The sequence below is a fragment of the Trinickia sp. genome, from assembly GCF_051953955.1.
Classification (GTDB): Bacteria; Pseudomonadota; Gammaproteobacteria; order Burkholderiales; family Burkholderiaceae; genus Trinickia.
This window is the reverse complement of the sequence record NZ_JBQCIF010000079.1, coordinates 84,062-100,507: the sequence shown is the minus strand read 5'-3', so window position 1 is coordinate 100,507 and position 16,446 is coordinate 84,062. Positions and strand designations below refer to the sequence as shown.

The following is a 16,446-nucleotide window of genomic DNA, read 5'->3' as shown; positions in this document are numbered from 1 at the left end:
AGCTTTCGATGAACAAATGGACGCGCGATCAGATCGCCCAACGTGTCGCCCGCGACATTCCCGAAGGCGCCTACGTCAATCTCGGCATCGGCTTGCCGACGAAGGTCGCCAATTATTTGCCGGCCGAAAGGGAAATTTTTCTTCATAGCGAGAACGGCTTGCTCGGGATGGGGCCGGCACCGGCGCCCGGCGAAGAAGATCCCGAGTTGATCAATGCGGGCAAAGAGCCTGTGACGCTGCTCGAGGGCGGCGCATTCTTTCATCATGGCGATTCGTTCGCGATGATGCGTGGCGGGCACCTCGACATCTGCGTGCTCGGCGCGTTTCAAGTGTCGCGCAAGGGCGATCTCGCGAACTGGCACACGGGCGCGGCCGATGCGATACCGGCTGTCGGCGGCGCCATGGATTTGGCGATCGGCGCCAAGCAAGTGTTCGTCATGATGGATCATTTGACGAAGACGGGAGAGTGCAAGCTCGTTGAGGCATGCAGCTATCCGCTGACGGGCATCGAATGCGTCGATCGCATTTATACGGACATGGCCGTGATCGACGTGACGCAGCGTGGCCTCGTCGTGACCGATATCGTTGAAGGGCTGACGTTCGACGCATTGCAGGAACTGACGCCGGTACCCTTGCTACCTGCCTGAGCGAGGAGCGTGAATCCATGGATCTGAACTACACGATGACCGGACCCGAGGGCGCTCCTGTCCTTGTGCTTTCCAATTCGCTCGGCACGACGCTCGATATGTGGGCGCCGCAAGTCGATGCGCTGTCGAAGCACTATCGCGTCCTTCGTTACGATACGCGCGGACATGGCGGTTCGTTCGTTCCGCTCGGCGCCTATACGCTCGATGAGCTGGGCCGCGACGTCATTGCCTTATTGGACGCATTGCAAATCGAGCGCGCGCACTTTTGCGGGATCTCGATGGGGGGGCTGACAGGGCAGTGGCTCGGCCGATATGCGAGCGAGCGCATCGATCGATTGATCGTGGCCAATACCGCGGCGCGTGTCGGAACGCTCGAGGGCTGGCGCGAGCGCGCGGCGCTCGTGCGGGCCCATGGCATGGCCGACGTGGCCGCCGGGGCGGCGGGGCGGTGGTTCACTGCGGATTTCGTCGCGCGCGAGCCCGGCATCGTGCAACGTTTGACGGATGGCTTGCGCGCGACGTCGGCGCAGGGCTATGCGGGTTGTTGCGATGCGTTGGCTTTGGCCGATTTGCGCGGTGAGATCGATCGGATCGCCGTGCCGACGCTCGTCGTCGCCGGCCGATGCGATCCGGTGACGACGGTGGACGATGCGCGATTCATCGCCGAACGCGTAGCTGGCGCGCATCGGGTGACGCTGGAGGCTTCGCATCTGTCCAACATCGAGGCGGCGGATGCATTCAACGCGGCCGTTCTAGCATTCCTTTCGGAAACGGGCCCGGTGCAACGCTGAGCCCCGCACCTACTCGCAATCACGATTCATGCCGCGTGCGTCAGCACGCGCACTGCAAAGCGCTCGGGTGGCCGCCCTGTCGTTGACGGGCGACGCGCCTATGGCGCTATCGACGCCAAATTCCAAACAGTTGGGAAATCTCGGGCATTAGGTCATCAGAAGGACCGTATGCTGCTTCCGAACGCTTGCAAAGTTAAAAGCGCAAGCGGACTATATAAGCCAATAAATATCCATTCGAATTGCATTCGTCTCCGGTGAGGCGAATATCGAATATCGCGAGTCGGCGAGGCGATCTCTCGCCTTGAAATTGCGGATGAGTACAGCCCTGAGTGCGAAAGCGCTGCGATTTAGGAAAAATCGCGGAGAAATTTAGCGCGCTCGTATCCCCAATGACGGTGGATGGCGAATGCCTTGCTCCGTTTCTCTCAGGACGCCCGCGAATCGCAACGATCGCAATGGAAATCCAGAAATCTGACTTTACGTGCGAGAGACAGAAAAGATGAAGCATGAATGCAAGAGCCTGCTTGTTGCCAGGCAACCGCTTTTCTTTGTCCAAAAAGATTTTCATTCGTCGAGGCGGTGGCATCGAATTGCTGCTCCGTTCTGGCGGCTCATTCCCATTGCCGCTTGGTGCCTTAGCGAATCGGCTCTTGCGTCAAATCAACAGATCACTTTTCCTACGCCAGTTTGTGCCGCCAGCCCTTGTTATTTTGCCGGCAATCCAGGCGACGGTTGGTTCAATGTGGCGGGGCAGCCGCTCAGTCTGATCGCAAACAGTGCCACTGGCGGGATCGGATTTCTCGCTCGCAACGGAGGCATCATTTCCCTGCCCGGCGGGGGACAGATCATCGGGAAGATCGGTGTTTCGACGGGCATCGGCGGGATACTTTCCGGAACGGATCTCACGCTCGTCGAGGGACAACAAGGCGTGGCTGCGGTCAGTGCCCAGGGCGGCAATCTTACGCTCAGTGGCACGACGACGATGGAATTTACCGGCACGGGGTCGATCAGCGAGTGGATATTGGGTAGCAAGGGCGGCACGATTGCGTTCAATGGTCCTGTCGACATCGCTGACATTTCGGCCGCGTTAGGGGGCGTGTACATCGGCACGGGCGACGCCAGCAACGGTCCCTCCCACATCGCTTTCAACGGCGGCGGGACGATAGAAGGGACGGCCCCCGACAGTCCCACGCTCGGCATCTTCAACTTGGCGCAGGGCTCCACGGCCACGCTGAATGCGATGTACGTCAACGTTGCGAAAAACACCAGCGGCCCTTCCTCCCGGGCGGCTGTTTTCGTGGTCAGCGGAGCTGGAAGCGATGGCACGGGACAATTCACGCTCACCGACACGACGGTGAATTTTCAGACTATCGGCGGTGGCGCAGCCTACGGCTTTCTCCTGCAGTCGGATTCCGGCGCAGCGCCTACGACGGTTTCGATGGATAACAGCTCGGTCACGATGGGCTCGTCGGGATCGGTGATCAGAGTCGAGGGGGCGAACGCCACCATCAACGTGAAGGGCGGTTCTGTTCTCACGCCTTTCGACAGCGCTGCCTCCGGCTCCCTTATCGCCGTTGGCCGGTCACCGTCGACGTCCACGAACCCGGGTGCGGGAAGCTTGACGTTCAACGCCACCGATTCGATCCTGACCGGCAACGCGCTGGCTGAAGCGCCTACCGCCAATGGCGCCAAGGCGTTGACGATGAACCTCGACGGCAGTACGTCATGGAGAGGCGACTTGGCCGTGGAAGGTGGGGCGTCGGCACAGGCCGGGCTTGCGGGAACGGCGCATTGGGCTGGCACGACCGTGGGCAACTCGGGCATCGATGTTGCGTTGCACGATGCGAGCACGTGGACAGTCACCGCCAATCCGTCCGGCCTCGAGGCGCTTTCCTTTGACGGCGGCACCGTCCAAGCCGGGGTCAATGATCTCGCTTTCTCGAGTCCCATTACGCTGGCGGGAGGTGGCGGCACATTTGATACGAATGGGTTCGACGCGAGCGTTTCGAGCGTGATTGCCGGCGCCGGGGGCTTCACCAAGACGGGCGCGGGCACGCTCGACCTGACCGCGGCCAATACCTACGCGGGTGCCACTACGATTGCCGGCAGCACGCTGGCCGTGGACGGGAGCATCGCTTCGCCCGTCACCGTGGCTGCGGCGGGCACCTTGGGCGGGAGCGGCACCATTTTCGGAAAGGTCGACAATTTCGGCGTGGTGGCGCCCGGTAACTCGAGCACGCCCGGCCAGGCGTTGACTATCACCGGTGACTACAAAGGCGAGAGCGGCAGCGCGCTGGCGCTCAAGGGGATCTTCACGGACAGCAGCGGCGCTTCGCACGTCGATCGCCTGGTCATCGATGGCGGGAACGTCAGCGGGCACACGAGCGTGTTCGTGACGACGGTGGGCGGGAACGGGGAGGAGACGCGCACGCTGGACCAGGCGATCCCAGTTGTCGTCGCGCAGGGCGGCACGACCGGCACGCAAAGTTTCGCGCTCGGCGCTCCCGCAGCGGCTGGCCCGTACGAATATCTGCTCTATCGCGGATCGGCGTGGGGAGTGAGCGACCCGGACAAAGCCAACAGTTGGTACTTGTCGTCGATCGACCCGCAAGGGACGCCCACGCCGACACCGACGTACCGCCCCGAGGTGCCGATCTTCACGGCCATGCCGGGGGTGGCGCGTCGGCTCAACATGGCGATGCTGGGCACATTCGACGAGCGAGTCGGCAACGAGGGCTTGCTGTTCGGCGATACCGGGCGGCCCAGCGCGTGGGGGCGCCTGATCCGGCAGAACACGAATGTCGCGCTCGGTGGGCCGTTGTCGCCGGATTACGACGGCTTTACCACCGGTTTGCAGACGGGGATGGATTTTTTCCGCCTTGAGCATGCAAACGGTAGTCAGGATCGCATCGGCGCTTTCTTCGCCTATGGGCAGAGCCTCGGGGAGGTCAGTGGCTTCGCGCTCGGCGAGCAGGGCTACGATGCGGGCAAGATGAACCTCAGCGCCTATTCGCTCGGCGTCAACTGGACGCATCGGCATCGGTCGGGCTGGTATACCGACGCGGTGCTGATGGGCACGAAATACGACGGGACGCCCTCCTCGAATCGAGGCATTGGTGCGAACATCAGCGGCTATGGCATCACGTTGTCGCTGGAGGGGGGATATCCGCTGCCGCTGGGCGAAACACTGACGCTCGAGCCGCAGGCGCAACTCGTCTGGCAGCATATCGGCTTGAGCGGCAGTCAAGATCGCTTTTCGAGCATCTCGTACGAAACCCCGGACGCATTCTGGGCACGCATCGGGGTCAAGCTTGCCGGATCTTTCTCCGTTGGGCGTACGGTTTTCAAGCCCTATGTGACGACCAATCTGTGGCAGGAATTCCTTGGGACGGACAAGACGATTTTTGCGCAGACGCCCCTGTCCTCTGGCGGTTCCAACGCGACCACGGCCGAAGTCACGGCGGGCCTCGTGACGCCGCTGACACAGCGCGTCGGCCTGTGGGCCAACGTCTCTTACCTCACGAGCATCGCCGGGCTTCTTCGTCGGAGTTGGCGTGTCACGGGCGGCGTGCGAGTCGTTTGGTAATGCATTGCCAGAGGGGCGCGTCGAGCGAGAGCGCGTACGCTATGTCGATGCCGCCGTGGCCGGATCGACGGATCGCATCGTGCAGCAGTTCAGTGCTGTCGTCGTAGGCCCTCGCCTGGATGCTGACGGGGCCCCGGTTTAGATATCCGCCGTCATCCGGTGAAAGTAGTCGGCCATTCCGTGTCCGGAGACCACGCAAGGTCATTCACTTGATATGTAATCAACACGCTACCCGGGTCGTGTTCGGCGTTTGCGGCATAAACACCCAATAAGCTCCTGGGGATGGTAAGTATGCCATTTTCAATGTCCCCAAACCGATGATTTCCGAGATACACGACTTTCGAAATCGGTAGCTGATTGTCATCGGCCGTGTAACCATTGAGGTACATATAAATATCTAGCACGTCATCGTCATTGATTGCTGAGGTGCCGATTGCATCACTTGCCGGTGCGTCGATGTCGACATCGATGTAGTCGTGAGATGGAATTTGGAATTGAATGGCGAAACTGCCATTTACCTTGTAAAAACTATCATTGGTCAGCTCTGTGACATCTTGTTCTTCGCCGTTTGCGTTGAGATAAATGAGATGCGGATAGTTTGGGTCGCGTATCCTCTTCGGGTCCGGCATCGCGTAAGCGGTGCCAATGGCCGTGAACTCTCCCAGGCGAGAAAGGGTCGCGTTTCCGTTTTGGTCGCAAACCAAGTACTGCATCACGTTGTCTCCTCCTACATCATCCGTGCGCATGTATCCGTAGGGGACCTCGAACCCGTGTGTGTATAGGGTTCTATATTTTTCTGACGAGTTCGTGAGCAAATACCGATTCACTACGCTATTGTCTTGGTCGCGGGTGGCCATCCAGGCTACGATGGTGTTGTCGTCATATGTACTGGATTTCGCCTTGTCTACACGCGCGGTCAGGGAGTAAACCTGTTCGTCGTCCATCGTCACGGGCTCATCTTTGAAATATGGGGCCGTATAATCTGATGACGGATTGTCTTGGATGGTGCAGAAAACGACGGATTTGGTGATGGGTCCTTCAAGGTTGTTTTTTTCGTCGAGGTCGTTTTCCGGCTCTGCGAGAATCGTGGGGAATGCCGGAGAAGCGCAGGTGGTATAGACCTCCGCTACGCCACTATTGATATCCGTGTACGTTTCAATGGCCTCGCTGCCAAGAGGGTCGCCATTCGTGTCGAAATAGTAAACGGCCTGCCGCGTGGCAGTCCATGTGACTTGCACTTGCTTCGTGGGCGGTAAGCCGGTGGTCGTATCGATCACTCGTGCCGTAAATTTGATGCAAGGCATGGTGGTCGGGTCCAATGCGGAGGGATTGCCGATCGTATTGTCGACGAAATTTTTATCGTAGGCCAAACTGATAATTTTGTTGGTCATTTTCGTTCTCTCATCACAGGGTGTCGAGCTTCCAGGGTAGTGTCGAGCTTGATCGGAGCCGTTCCGAGCGACCATTGCGACATCGGGCCGGAGGCGCTGGTTACGCGGTAGTCGGCCTGCAAGGTCCCCGGCGCGCCATAACCGGCGATATGGACTTGCGGCAAAACGAGCTTCATCGGCTTGCCCCGCATGAGCGCATCGCCGGCCGTGACCGTGTAGGACAGCGTGGCGATGTTGTTGATCGGGCGTGCCGTCAACGAATACTTCCCGGACAGATAGACGAAGAGGCTGATGACGTCGCCGGGGGTGACGTTCTTGTATGGAGGAATCATGACGCCGAGGCCGGCCACGATGTCCTTGGGTCCGATCGGAGTCGACCCGATGATGCCCGGAGCGGGAAGCGTCCGAGAAACGCCCATACGCGGGCCCGTCTGGGCCGTGCCGTAGGCTCGGAACACCTTCCTGGTTCGCTCGATGGTGCTCGTTCCGCGCTGTCTCAGATAGCAAATCGCATTGCTGGTGCGCAAGAGCGCGTAGGCGATATCGACGCCCTCGAAGAACTGGCTGGCGGGGCCGTAATAGACGACTACGCCGTTCAGAATGACCGAAACCAGATCGGTGCCGGAGACGATGTCCCAGGCGTCCGAAATATGCGCTTGGAAGGTTGGCGTATCGCTCGGCATGGGATTGAATACGCCGTTGAGCTGAACCTCCGGCAAGTTTGACTGCGCGAGGCTGTCATCGGAGGGGGCGATGCTCACTTGTGCGCTATGCGTCGAGAAGGTGCCCCCCGAGGGCGTGCCGTAGGTGGCCTGTAGCGAAAGGAGTTGAAGGTTCATCGAACCGGCTTTGAACGTCGCGACACCGCCGGAATCCGTCTTCGCGACGAACGCTGTGCCTTGCGTGGTGCTTTGCGTCTTCAGCGGCAGATTGTCTTGGCCGTACATCGCGATGTCGGCGCCATCGGGATCGGTCCATATCAGCACGTCTTTTCCGGTACGGTCGCGGCCGCTCAACAGGATTTGGCCGGTAACCACCTGATCGGGATTGCTGGGATCGACCCCCGATAGGATCGGAGGATTATGCGCAAAGGGCTTGTCGAGCATGATGCCCCGCAGACTGGGCACGTTGATCGGATCGACGAATCGCATCGATCTTTGGGCGAAATCGTAGCTTCCGGTGAAATAGTTCGGCGAACTCGCGGAGACGAGGGCCGCAACGTCGCTGCCGGTCGTACAGGTGATGTCGTTCGTCGAGTCGCCGTTGAGATCCGTCTTCGTCGGGTTGCGCCACAGGAAGTTGAACCGGTCTTGCGGATAGACTGCCCAGTAGATGTCCCGCTCCGGAAAGGGCAATCCGTCGGGCTGCTGATAGGTGGCCCGCAGGGGGTAGGAGACGCCCTCCTGATAAGCCGGCACGGTCGGTGGCGCCAAGGAGACGTTTCCCTGCGATTCCACGGCAACGAGGCGGCCGTCTTTAATGGCCACCAGCATCGTGCTCGTATCGGGCTGGAGGGTGTACGGGTTGATGGCGCGCGCCGTCACGGTAGCGATCACGAACGCTCCTGGCTCGCAACTGAATGCATTCACGGCCACGCCATTTTCATCGGTCATGGTCGGGCCGTTCGTCTGCAGTGCGATGCTACCGGCCGGTTCGACCGTCCACTGAATCGGCTGCTCGGCGAGAGCGGCGCCTTCGTTCAATCGATAGGTTGCCTCGACCAGATGCAGGAGCGGATCGGAGATCAAATCGCCATCCACGGGGCGCAATGCGATATGCGCGGTGTTCGGTGGGGGCATGCCGTACTGAAAGCTGAGCGAGGCGAGGTTGCCGATGTCTAAAAGTTCAGTGCTGTCGTTGTAGGCCCTCGCATAGACGGTGACGGGGCCTAGGTAATCATCGCCGACGGCCGTGATCGTGACCGAAGTATTGCCGTTTGAATCGGTGACGGACGGGTTGTCGCTGAATTCGAACTGACCTGACGGGAAGGCGGACCAAATTATTTTCTTGTGCTGGAAAGCATGGCCGCTGTTGGCATGCGTGTAACTCGCTGTCAGCGAGTGCGGAACGTAGGGCGTCAACGGCAACGGATCCAACGAAGTGATCGTGATGACCCCTGGGTCGCCGATTGGCTGGATGCCGCTGTTGAAAAACGCCTTGCCGAGCACTCTGTCGGGCAACCCGGATAGAGGGTTGGGAGAGGTTGCCCAGATGTTGGCCCAAAAGGAGCGATCGCTGTTGGCCCGGATTCGCACGCTGCATTTGCCGTTGCGATCCGTCGTGCTGGGATAGGGCAGCTCGAACAGGGAGTCCTTATAGGTGCTCGACAGCACATCGGCGGTCCAGTTGACAACGCGGTTCGACCATGGCGTCGATCCGTCATACTGGGTGATCGTCACGTCGACCGTATGCCAATCTTTCATCGAAAGATTCTCGCCGTCCGGGATCGACATGCTGATCCTGCCGCGCAGCGTATCAAGCGGAGGCGCACTGCCGCTGTAGAAACAGTAGGCGGTGGCGCACATATGCCAAGCGCCATCCTGTGGCGAGTAGTAGGTCCCGGTAATGCCCGCGCAGTACGCTGTCCGAGTGCTGGTGCCCGTCATCTCGGCCTTGGCTTTTCCGGCGGTCATCGAGCCCAAGGGCATCAGCTTCACTGGCGCGTAGCGAGGCTCTCGCTCCCAAGAGACCTGGTTCGTGGAGACGTTGTTGGGCGCCTCCAAGGTGAGCTGTTGCACGACACCGCTGCGGAATGGCTCTGCGCTGGACGGCGGATTCAGATAATGGGTGGCCGACTTTGCGTAGGATCCACTCGCTATTTGGTACGGATCGGAATGCCAGGTGTCCGCGCCCGCAGCGTTGGCATAGATGACGACTTGCGAGCCGGCGGGGGCCGTTGCCGTGACATACGACAGCGCCTCGCCGAAATCGTCCGCAAATGTAGTTCGGGGGCTGGTGGTCGCCGACCCTGTCGACTCGCCGGAGGAACGCGAGGCATACACCGACATCGGCATATATTTGCCGGGGGAACCGTCGCGACGCCAATACGTCACGCCCGCAAGCCGCGGCGTATCTTCCTCGAGGCGCGTAAGCGAAAGCGAGTAGTACCCTGGGCCGCCGGCTGTGGTATCGAAAGTCAGCGGTTTCGTATCGGAACATGAGTATTGCGCGCAGCTGACGGTGAGCGTGCCGGTCAGTTCGTCCGGGGCTTTTTCGGCAAGGCCGCGGCAGCGCACCCAGAATATCGCCCAGCCGTCGGCACGAGTGGTGATGGGCAATGGCGAATATTCGATTCGAGATCCGCTTCGAGAGGTGGACGTATTCACCTCGATCTTTGCGCCGGATATGCCGGTTCCGCTGTTATCGAGCAGTTGCGCGTAGACGAGCACTTCCGAATCGGCCGGCAGGATGCTGTTCGGAGCCGGGTAGCCGATCGTGAGGCGATAGGGTGCGCCGCCCGATATGGCCTCGTCGGGCGCTGCGATATGCCCGCATGTGGGCGGCGGTGCCGCTCGTTCGGGCGAGGCGGGGCAGAACATGACGGCGTGCTCGGAGCGGCAGCGCACGGTGCCGACCAGATGGGTTCTGCCATCGGGGGTTTGGACGAAGATGGGCTCGGGCTTGGCGTGCGGCTGTGGCGAGGCGATCACTTCGACGGTGGCGATGCCATCGCTATCGGTGACGGGAGAGCGGCGCTCGATGACAGGCTCCTGCCGGAACGCTGCCCATTGCAAGGGGATGAACGCTGCCGGGCTTCCGTCATCGTTCGTCACGCGAACGGCGAGCGTGAAGACTGTGCCGGCCGTCAACATATGGCCATCGGGGGCATCGAGCAGCAAGGTGATTTTCATGATCGGCGCATTCCTCGGCGCGCGCATCGCGCGCGCCGAAATAAATAGGTATGGTCAAAACCCTCGTGCATCAGCCTCGTGCGGGAAAGCAGGGATCACGGATAGTCCGTATCCGTTCCGTATTCGATGGGGTAGACGCTGTAGTCAAGCTGACCATTTCCCAAGTCGATGTAATAATCGATGTAGGAATATGCCATCTGAGACTTCGGGCCGAGCGCGTAACCGAAAATCAATGGGTAGGGCAGAACAACCTTCGTCGCCACGCCGGCCGAAATCTGAACCTGCATCGTTAGGCCCGGGGAGTCCGGGCCGCTATGCCTTTCTTGGCCGCTGAGGCCACTCTTATGGTCGTTCTTATAATAACCATTCAGATAGAACAGGACGGTGGCCGTTTTCCCGGAATATTTTCCCTGGAGTATGGGGAGATACACCCTCAGTTCGTGGTACTTGTCGATCGTATCCGTGGTGATGTTGAAGTTGGGGGACGGCGGAGCCACCTGCGCTTGATTTAGAATGCGATTGAGATTCGGAGATAGATCCGGCACGTTCCCTGCCCATTCCCCCACGCTATAGAACCTGAAGGGTGTGCTCATAGACACGCTGCCTTTCGCGTCCTGAACGAAATAGACCAGCTGATTCATGTCGGCAGGCGGGACGTTCTGGGTGATTTCCGTTAGCGGCGGCTTCAAGGCCGCGTAACCCACCGGTATCTCCGGCGGAAGCTGGGCAATCGTCGTAGTCGTGGTTGTGATCAGGCTATCGTTCATCAGGGCAAAAAATGAATCGTACTGATTTGCTTGTCTTACGTCGTCCCGAGGCTGCGCCATGAATTGGGTTTCATCCGAGCTGATATTAAGATATTCATGCCCGTTACTATCCGAGTCGATGCCGGGAACGAGGAAGCTTTTGTAGTTCGCCGTTTCTCCATCAGTTCCCGCGAAGACAACCGTCGATTGCAATGGCACGCCACTCCCCAGGACCTGGGGAGTGAGCAAATATTGATGGCTTCTGTCGTCGGCGAAATAGGCCGTCGCTTCCCCGGTCGAAGTTGCTGAAAGCGAGAATGGGATGCCGCCGTCCGTAGGCGCCTTCGTGCCCGAAGCATCCTGATAGACGTGAAGCGTGCTCGTCGCAGGCGATGTGAGCCATTGAACTTCCGCGCCTTCCACAGGATTTTCACTTGAATCGGTAACGGTTACGACCACCTTGACGATGTTCACCGCCGAGAGAATGCCATATCCGATTGACGGAGCGAATAGCTTGTCGGTGGTAAATTTGAAACTGGAAGACAGCGCTTGAAAGGAAATGGTGACTGGCGTGCTGGACTTGACCTTCACGCCGCGATACATGAGATTGGCCGTAAATTTGACGGCTTGCGCAGTCGTCGCGCGAGCCATTTGAGTTCCGGAGTTCGTGCCAACCGTGCCGTCGTCCAAAGATTGAATGACTGGTAGATCATTGTGTTCGAACACTATGCCTTTGTCGTTGGCCCACTGAACGGTGTACTGCTCCCCGGGCGTCATGCCTGTTACCGCTGCGCCGAGCGGAAAGCTGTCCGTGATGCCCCCAACGGTTGCCTTTGTGGTGATCGTGATGCCGTAAGCCATGTTTGCCTCTTTATTAACAATCGTGCGATAAAGAATGGATTAGCAATGCGGATCAAACTCGACGTTTCCTTTGATGCGCCATTCTGCTGCTCGTTGACGGTCGATTACGGAGGTATTCCCGATGTGCGTGCGCTTTCCTCGCGGCTGCGATACCGAGATAATGAAATGGGGTGCTGCGCCGGATGGTCTCCCATCGTCGCTATACTCTAGCGCATCTGGCTATTCGATTTTTTTCTAGAAAACCAGATCTTGGGAGATTGAATTGAATTCGATTACCTCGGGCATCGCAAGGGGCGCGGATATCTCGAGGGTCATGTCTTATGCAGGAACGTTCAGGCGTTTTACCCAGCAATAGGGATTTTGCTCAATCGTCTGGCGCTGCATTGGCAGGCCAGTGCTGCAGGGGGGAGCGTGCGCCCGCCGTCCGTCATCGACAGCGTTGACGCGCCGCAGCCTGCGCACTTATGCGGCGTTGCGCGCCGATTGCGCCGCCCGACGATCGGCACTGCGCTGTGCGAGGCCGGCCATCGCCCAAACCCCGAGGCCGGCGACGGCAAGCAGCGCGCCTACCCATCCCGGCGAAGTCCAGCCGAATCCACCGGCGATCGCCAGCCCGCCCAGAAATGGCCCGAGCGCATTGGCCGTGTTGAACGCCGAATGATTGAGTGCGGCGGCCAGGCTTTGCGCATCTTCGGCAACGTCCATCAAGCGGATTTGCAGCACGGTGCCGAGCGAGCCGCCTACGCCGATCAGGAAGACGTCCAGCGCGATTGTCCAGATGTTGGCGGCCGCGAGGGGGAATGCGAGCAGCGTCAAGGCGCTCCAGACGAGCAAGAGCCCTGCGGTGCGCATCACGGCGCGATCGGCGAACATCGGCACGACGATGTTGCCGATCGTCATGCCGATGCCGAACACACTTAGGACGAGCGACGCGGCGCCGATCGATGCATGCGTGACGGAAGCCAGGACGTTGGCGAGATACGTATAGACCGCGAATAGCCCGCCGAAACCGATTGCACCGATGCCGAGCGTGTACCAGACCTGCCCGCGCTGGAGGGCGCTCAGTTCGCGCAGCGGGCTTGCGCCGGCGGCTGCCGGCGTCGAGGGGGCCCATAGGCGCACACAGCTCATCGTCGCGGCACCCATCAATGCCGCGAAACCGAAGCTCCAGCGCCAGCCGAGCGCATGACCGAGCCAATTGGCGAACGGCACGCCAACGATCGTGGCGAACGTCAGCCCGAGGAACACGCGGCCTACGACGGCGGTGCGGCGGTTCGCCGGCACGAGCGAGGTTGCGACGAGTGCGGCGACGCCAAAATAAGCGCCGTGCGGCAATCCACTGATGAAACGAAAGAAGAGCATCCAGTGATAGCTCGGCGCGAGCGCACTCAGCGTGTTGCCGGCGACGAACAACGCCATCAACGCGATCAGCAGATCGCGGCGATCGAGCCGCGCGCCGAGCACGGCCAGGGCGGGGGCGCCGATCACCACCCCCAGCGCATAGGCGCTGATCACATGACCGGCTACCGGAGCACTGATGCCGAGCCCGCGGGCGAATAGCGGCAACACGCTCATCGTCGCAAATTCAGTCACGCCGATCGCGAAGCCGCCCACCGCCAAAGCGAGAATGACCCAGCCCGTTTTGCTCTTTGCCGCTTCAATCTGGTGCATTGCCGACTGCCGTAACCAAGTGGTGTTTACCCGAAAGCAGCCATTCTAGTGGCGCCGGGATAAGTTCGCTTGCAGCAACGCAGGTCCGCTTTGCGTCAGGGAGTCGACGTTTCCAACGGTGGCACCTTGGCGCCCACGTTGGCTCGCTGTCCGCTGATAGTCAGAAGCCTCGTAAATCGCCGTGTTGCGGGCGGATCACCGTAAGCGTCCATAGGCTGGCGAAATCAAGGCCCGCCGGACGACGGTGTTTCTTGCACATCAGGCGTGGGCGTCGGTGATGACCCAGCGCCTGCCGGCGGGAATCCGCCGTTTCCGTGCGGCGCCCCGTTTGCCGGCTCGCCGGAGCCAGGCGGCAAAATGGTCGGCGCCAGCTGCGGCGCCGTACCGCCCGTCGACGTTCCCGATGACGACGTTGGCGCGCCACTCGCCGGCACCCCGATCAGCGGCGGCTCGGATGCCGGCAATGGCGCCGATGCCGGCGCCGGCACGTTTGCCGAGGCCGGGGAAGCCGGTGCGGCGACGGACGCCGCCGACGAAGGCGCGGCGGACGATGCGGCAGGCGCCCTGACCGGCGGCGCATGATGCACCGGCGCGGGCGCTGCCGGCGGCTGCTTCGATCCGGACAACCACGCTATCCACGCACGCAGCTTGTCGCGGAACACGTCGAACGTGCTCGGCTGCACTTCGGTGTCGAAGCGCACGCGCGAATCGACGAGCCGCGCATGCAGCGCTCGCTGAAAGAATTCGCCGACGATCGGCAGCGCCGTATGCGCTCCATCGCTGCGGCGATTGCTGCCGAACGTCACGCGGCCGTCGTCGAATCCGACCCAGGCGCCCGCGACGAGCTGCGGATGCATCAGAATGAACCAGCCATCGGCATTGTCTTGCGTCGTGCCGGTCTTGCCCGCCACATCGGCACGGATGCCGAAGCGCGAGCGGATGCTTGCTCCGGTGCCGTGGTTGACGACGTCGCGCATGACGTCGATCAGCGTTCGGTCCGCCGCGACCGGCAGTGCTTGCTCGGGCGATGCGGCTTCGAATTGCGCGAGCACGTTGCCGTTGCGGTCGTCGATGCTCGTCACCATGCGCGGCTCGAGATAGGCGCCGTCGTTCGCGATCGTCGCATAGGCAGAGACCATTTCCTTGACCGTCACCGGGCTCGTTCCGAGCGCGAGCGAAGGGACCGGGTCGAGCGTGCTGTCGCGCACACCCATCTTTCGAGCCAAACGCGCGACGCGGTCCGGCCCGATCTGCTCGATCAACTGCGCCGTGACGCGGTTGTTCGAGTAGGCCAACGCATTGCGCAGCGTCATCGGCTTGTCGGTCGGCGGATCCTCATCGCTCGGACGCCAGATTTCGCCGCCTTTCAGGGGGATTTCGACGTTCTGATCCATGAACGTATCAGTCGGCTTCGCGCCGGCCGCGAAGGCCGCGCCGTAGACGAACGGCTTGAACGTGGAGCCGGGCTGGCGGCGCGCCTGTTGGACGTGATCGAACGGTTCGTCGGCGAAATCGCGGCTCCCCACCCACGCCTTGATTTGACCGTTGCGCGGGTCGATCGCGAGAAACCCTGCCTGCACTTCGATCTTCTGGCGGCAGAGGTCGCGCACGAAGCTGCGGTCGGCACCGAGTTGCTTCAGCGCCTGCGCGTCGGTGAGGCCTGCGCTACGCGCGCTCCGATACTCGGGCGACTCGCGCATGAATGTCTCGAACAGGTCGTTCGACGGCGAGCAGCCCGTGCGGCCGCTCCATTGCGCATTGGCGCTCGACTGCAATTGATTGGCTTGCTGCTTGACTGCCGCGGTTGCCATCGCCTGCAGGCGCGAATCGATCGTCGTATGAACGACGAGACCGTCGGAATAGATGTTGTAGCCGTTCGCATCGGCCCAGCCGATCAGCCATTTGCGCAATTGCTGCGCGAAATGCGGGGCGGGGCCGGGCGGCTCTACCTGGCGCTCGAAATCGACGGACAGCGGCTTCGCCTTCAGCTTCTCGTAGGCGGCCTGTGAGAGCTTGCCGTACTTGACCATCTGCCCGAGCACCGTGTTGCGCCGCTGCAGCGCGCGCTCGGGGTTGATCACGGGGTTGTAGTAGCTGTTGCCCTTCAACATGCCCGTGAGCGTGGCGGCTTGGAGAATATCCAGGTCGTCGGCCGATTTGTCGAAGTAGGTGCGCGCCGCCATTTCGACGCCGTACGCGTTGTAGAGGAACGGCACCGTGTTGAGGTAGGTTTCGAGAATCTGGTCCTTGCTGTAGGCCATCTCGATCTTTTCCGCCGTGATGGCTTCTTTGATCTTGCGCGTGAGCGTCGGGGCGCGGCCCACTTCGTCGGGGTATAGGTTGCGCGCGAGCTGCTGCGTGATCGTCGAGCCGCCTTGGCGGTTGCCGCCGAACGTGTGCAGGGCGGCGGACAAGGTGCGCTTCCAGTCGATCCCGTGATGCTGGTAGAAGCGATGGTCTTCCGTCGAGATCAAGGCATCGATCATGTAGGGCGAGATCTCTTTGAGCGTCACCCATTCTCGATTCGACGGCTTGAATTCGGCGAGCAGCTTGCCGTCTGCCGACAATATCTGAGCAGGCCGATCGACGCGCGCCTTGCGGATGTCGCTGATGCTCGGCGTGAACGGAATCAGCACGATCACGTACAACAGGACGAGCGCGGGTGGTGCGGCAAGCGTGAGCAGCACGCCGCGCCGCGTCGGATGGCGCATGTGGTACCAAGCGGCGGCGAGTGCGGGCTTCGCCAGTTCAGCACCGAGGCCGATCAATGCCGCGACGAGATGAAAGCATAGCGCCGCGAGCCGAGCCGCGCGGCCCGCCCATCTAATGCAAAAATCCCGTGCGGTCGTCAAAAATCGGTGCATCGCGCTGCCGTCGGCCTGTCTTGGAAAGGGTGCATGGT

At 61.0% G+C, this 16,446-nt stretch carries 8 protein-coding genes; 3 read left to right on the top strand and 5 right to left on the bottom strand.

What is annotated here, in order from left to right; genetic code table 11:
- Nucleotides 1-8: 8 nt before the first annotated feature.
- The 3 genes from ACTHNZ_RS15040 (at nt 9) to ACTHNZ_RS15030 (ending at nt 5,024) form a co-directional block, all read left to right on the top strand.
- Nucleotides 9-647: a 3-oxoacid CoA-transferase subunit B gene (locus ACTHNZ_RS15040; RefSeq protein WP_440543308.1), complete on the top strand. Its 639-nt coding sequence runs from the start codon at nt 9-11 to the stop codon at nt 645-647.
- Between the two features lie 17 nt (nt 648-664).
- A complete protein-coding gene (pcaD, locus tag ACTHNZ_RS15035) occupies nt 665-1,438 on the top strand; it encodes a 3-oxoadipate enol-lactonase (protein ID WP_440543307.1) in 774 nt (257 codons plus the stop codon).
- A 499-nt stretch (nt 1,439-1,937) separates the two neighbouring features.
- Nucleotides 1,938-5,024, top strand: coding sequence for an autotransporter family protein (locus tag ACTHNZ_RS15030; protein ID WP_440543306.1), 3,087 nt, complete (start codon nt 1,938-1,940; stop codon nt 5,022-5,024).
- Between the two features lie 152 nt (nt 5,025-5,176).
- Here the strand turns inward: ACTHNZ_RS15030 and ACTHNZ_RS15025 are convergent, their stop codons facing one another.
- The 5 genes from ACTHNZ_RS15025 to ACTHNZ_RS15005 form a co-directional block, all read right to left on the bottom strand.
- Nucleotides 5,177-6,415, bottom strand: a complete 1,239-nt coding sequence (locus ACTHNZ_RS15025) for a hypothetical protein (protein WP_440543305.1) — start codon at nt 6,413-6,415, stop codon at nt 5,177-5,179.
- Nucleotides 6,412-10,188 carry a hypothetical protein gene (locus ACTHNZ_RS15020; protein ID WP_440543304.1) on the bottom strand — a complete coding sequence of 1,259 codons (3,777 nt, stop codon included), beginning with the start codon at nt 10,186-10,188 and terminating at the stop codon, nt 6,412-6,414. Before ACTHNZ_RS15020 ends, ACTHNZ_RS15025 begins: the two co-directional genes overlap by 4 nt.
- A gap of 173 nt (nt 10,189-10,361) precedes the next feature.
- Complete coding sequence (locus ACTHNZ_RS15015) at nt 10,362-11,873, bottom strand: hypothetical protein (RefSeq protein WP_440543303.1); 1,512 nt, start codon at nt 11,871-11,873, stop codon at nt 10,362-10,364.
- A gap of 462 nt (nt 11,874-12,335) precedes the next feature.
- Nucleotides 12,336-13,544 carry an MFS transporter gene (locus ACTHNZ_RS15010; RefSeq protein ID WP_440543302.1) on the bottom strand — a complete coding sequence of 403 codons (1,209 nt, stop codon included), beginning with the start codon at nt 13,542-13,544 and terminating at the stop codon, nt 12,336-12,338.
- A 224-nt stretch (nt 13,545-13,768) separates the two neighbouring features.
- Nucleotides 13,769-16,408: a penicillin-binding protein 1A gene (locus ACTHNZ_RS15005; protein ID WP_440543301.1), complete on the bottom strand. Its 2,640-nt coding sequence runs from the start codon at nt 16,406-16,408 to the stop codon at nt 13,769-13,771.
- Nucleotides 16,409-16,446: the final 38 nt, after the last annotated feature.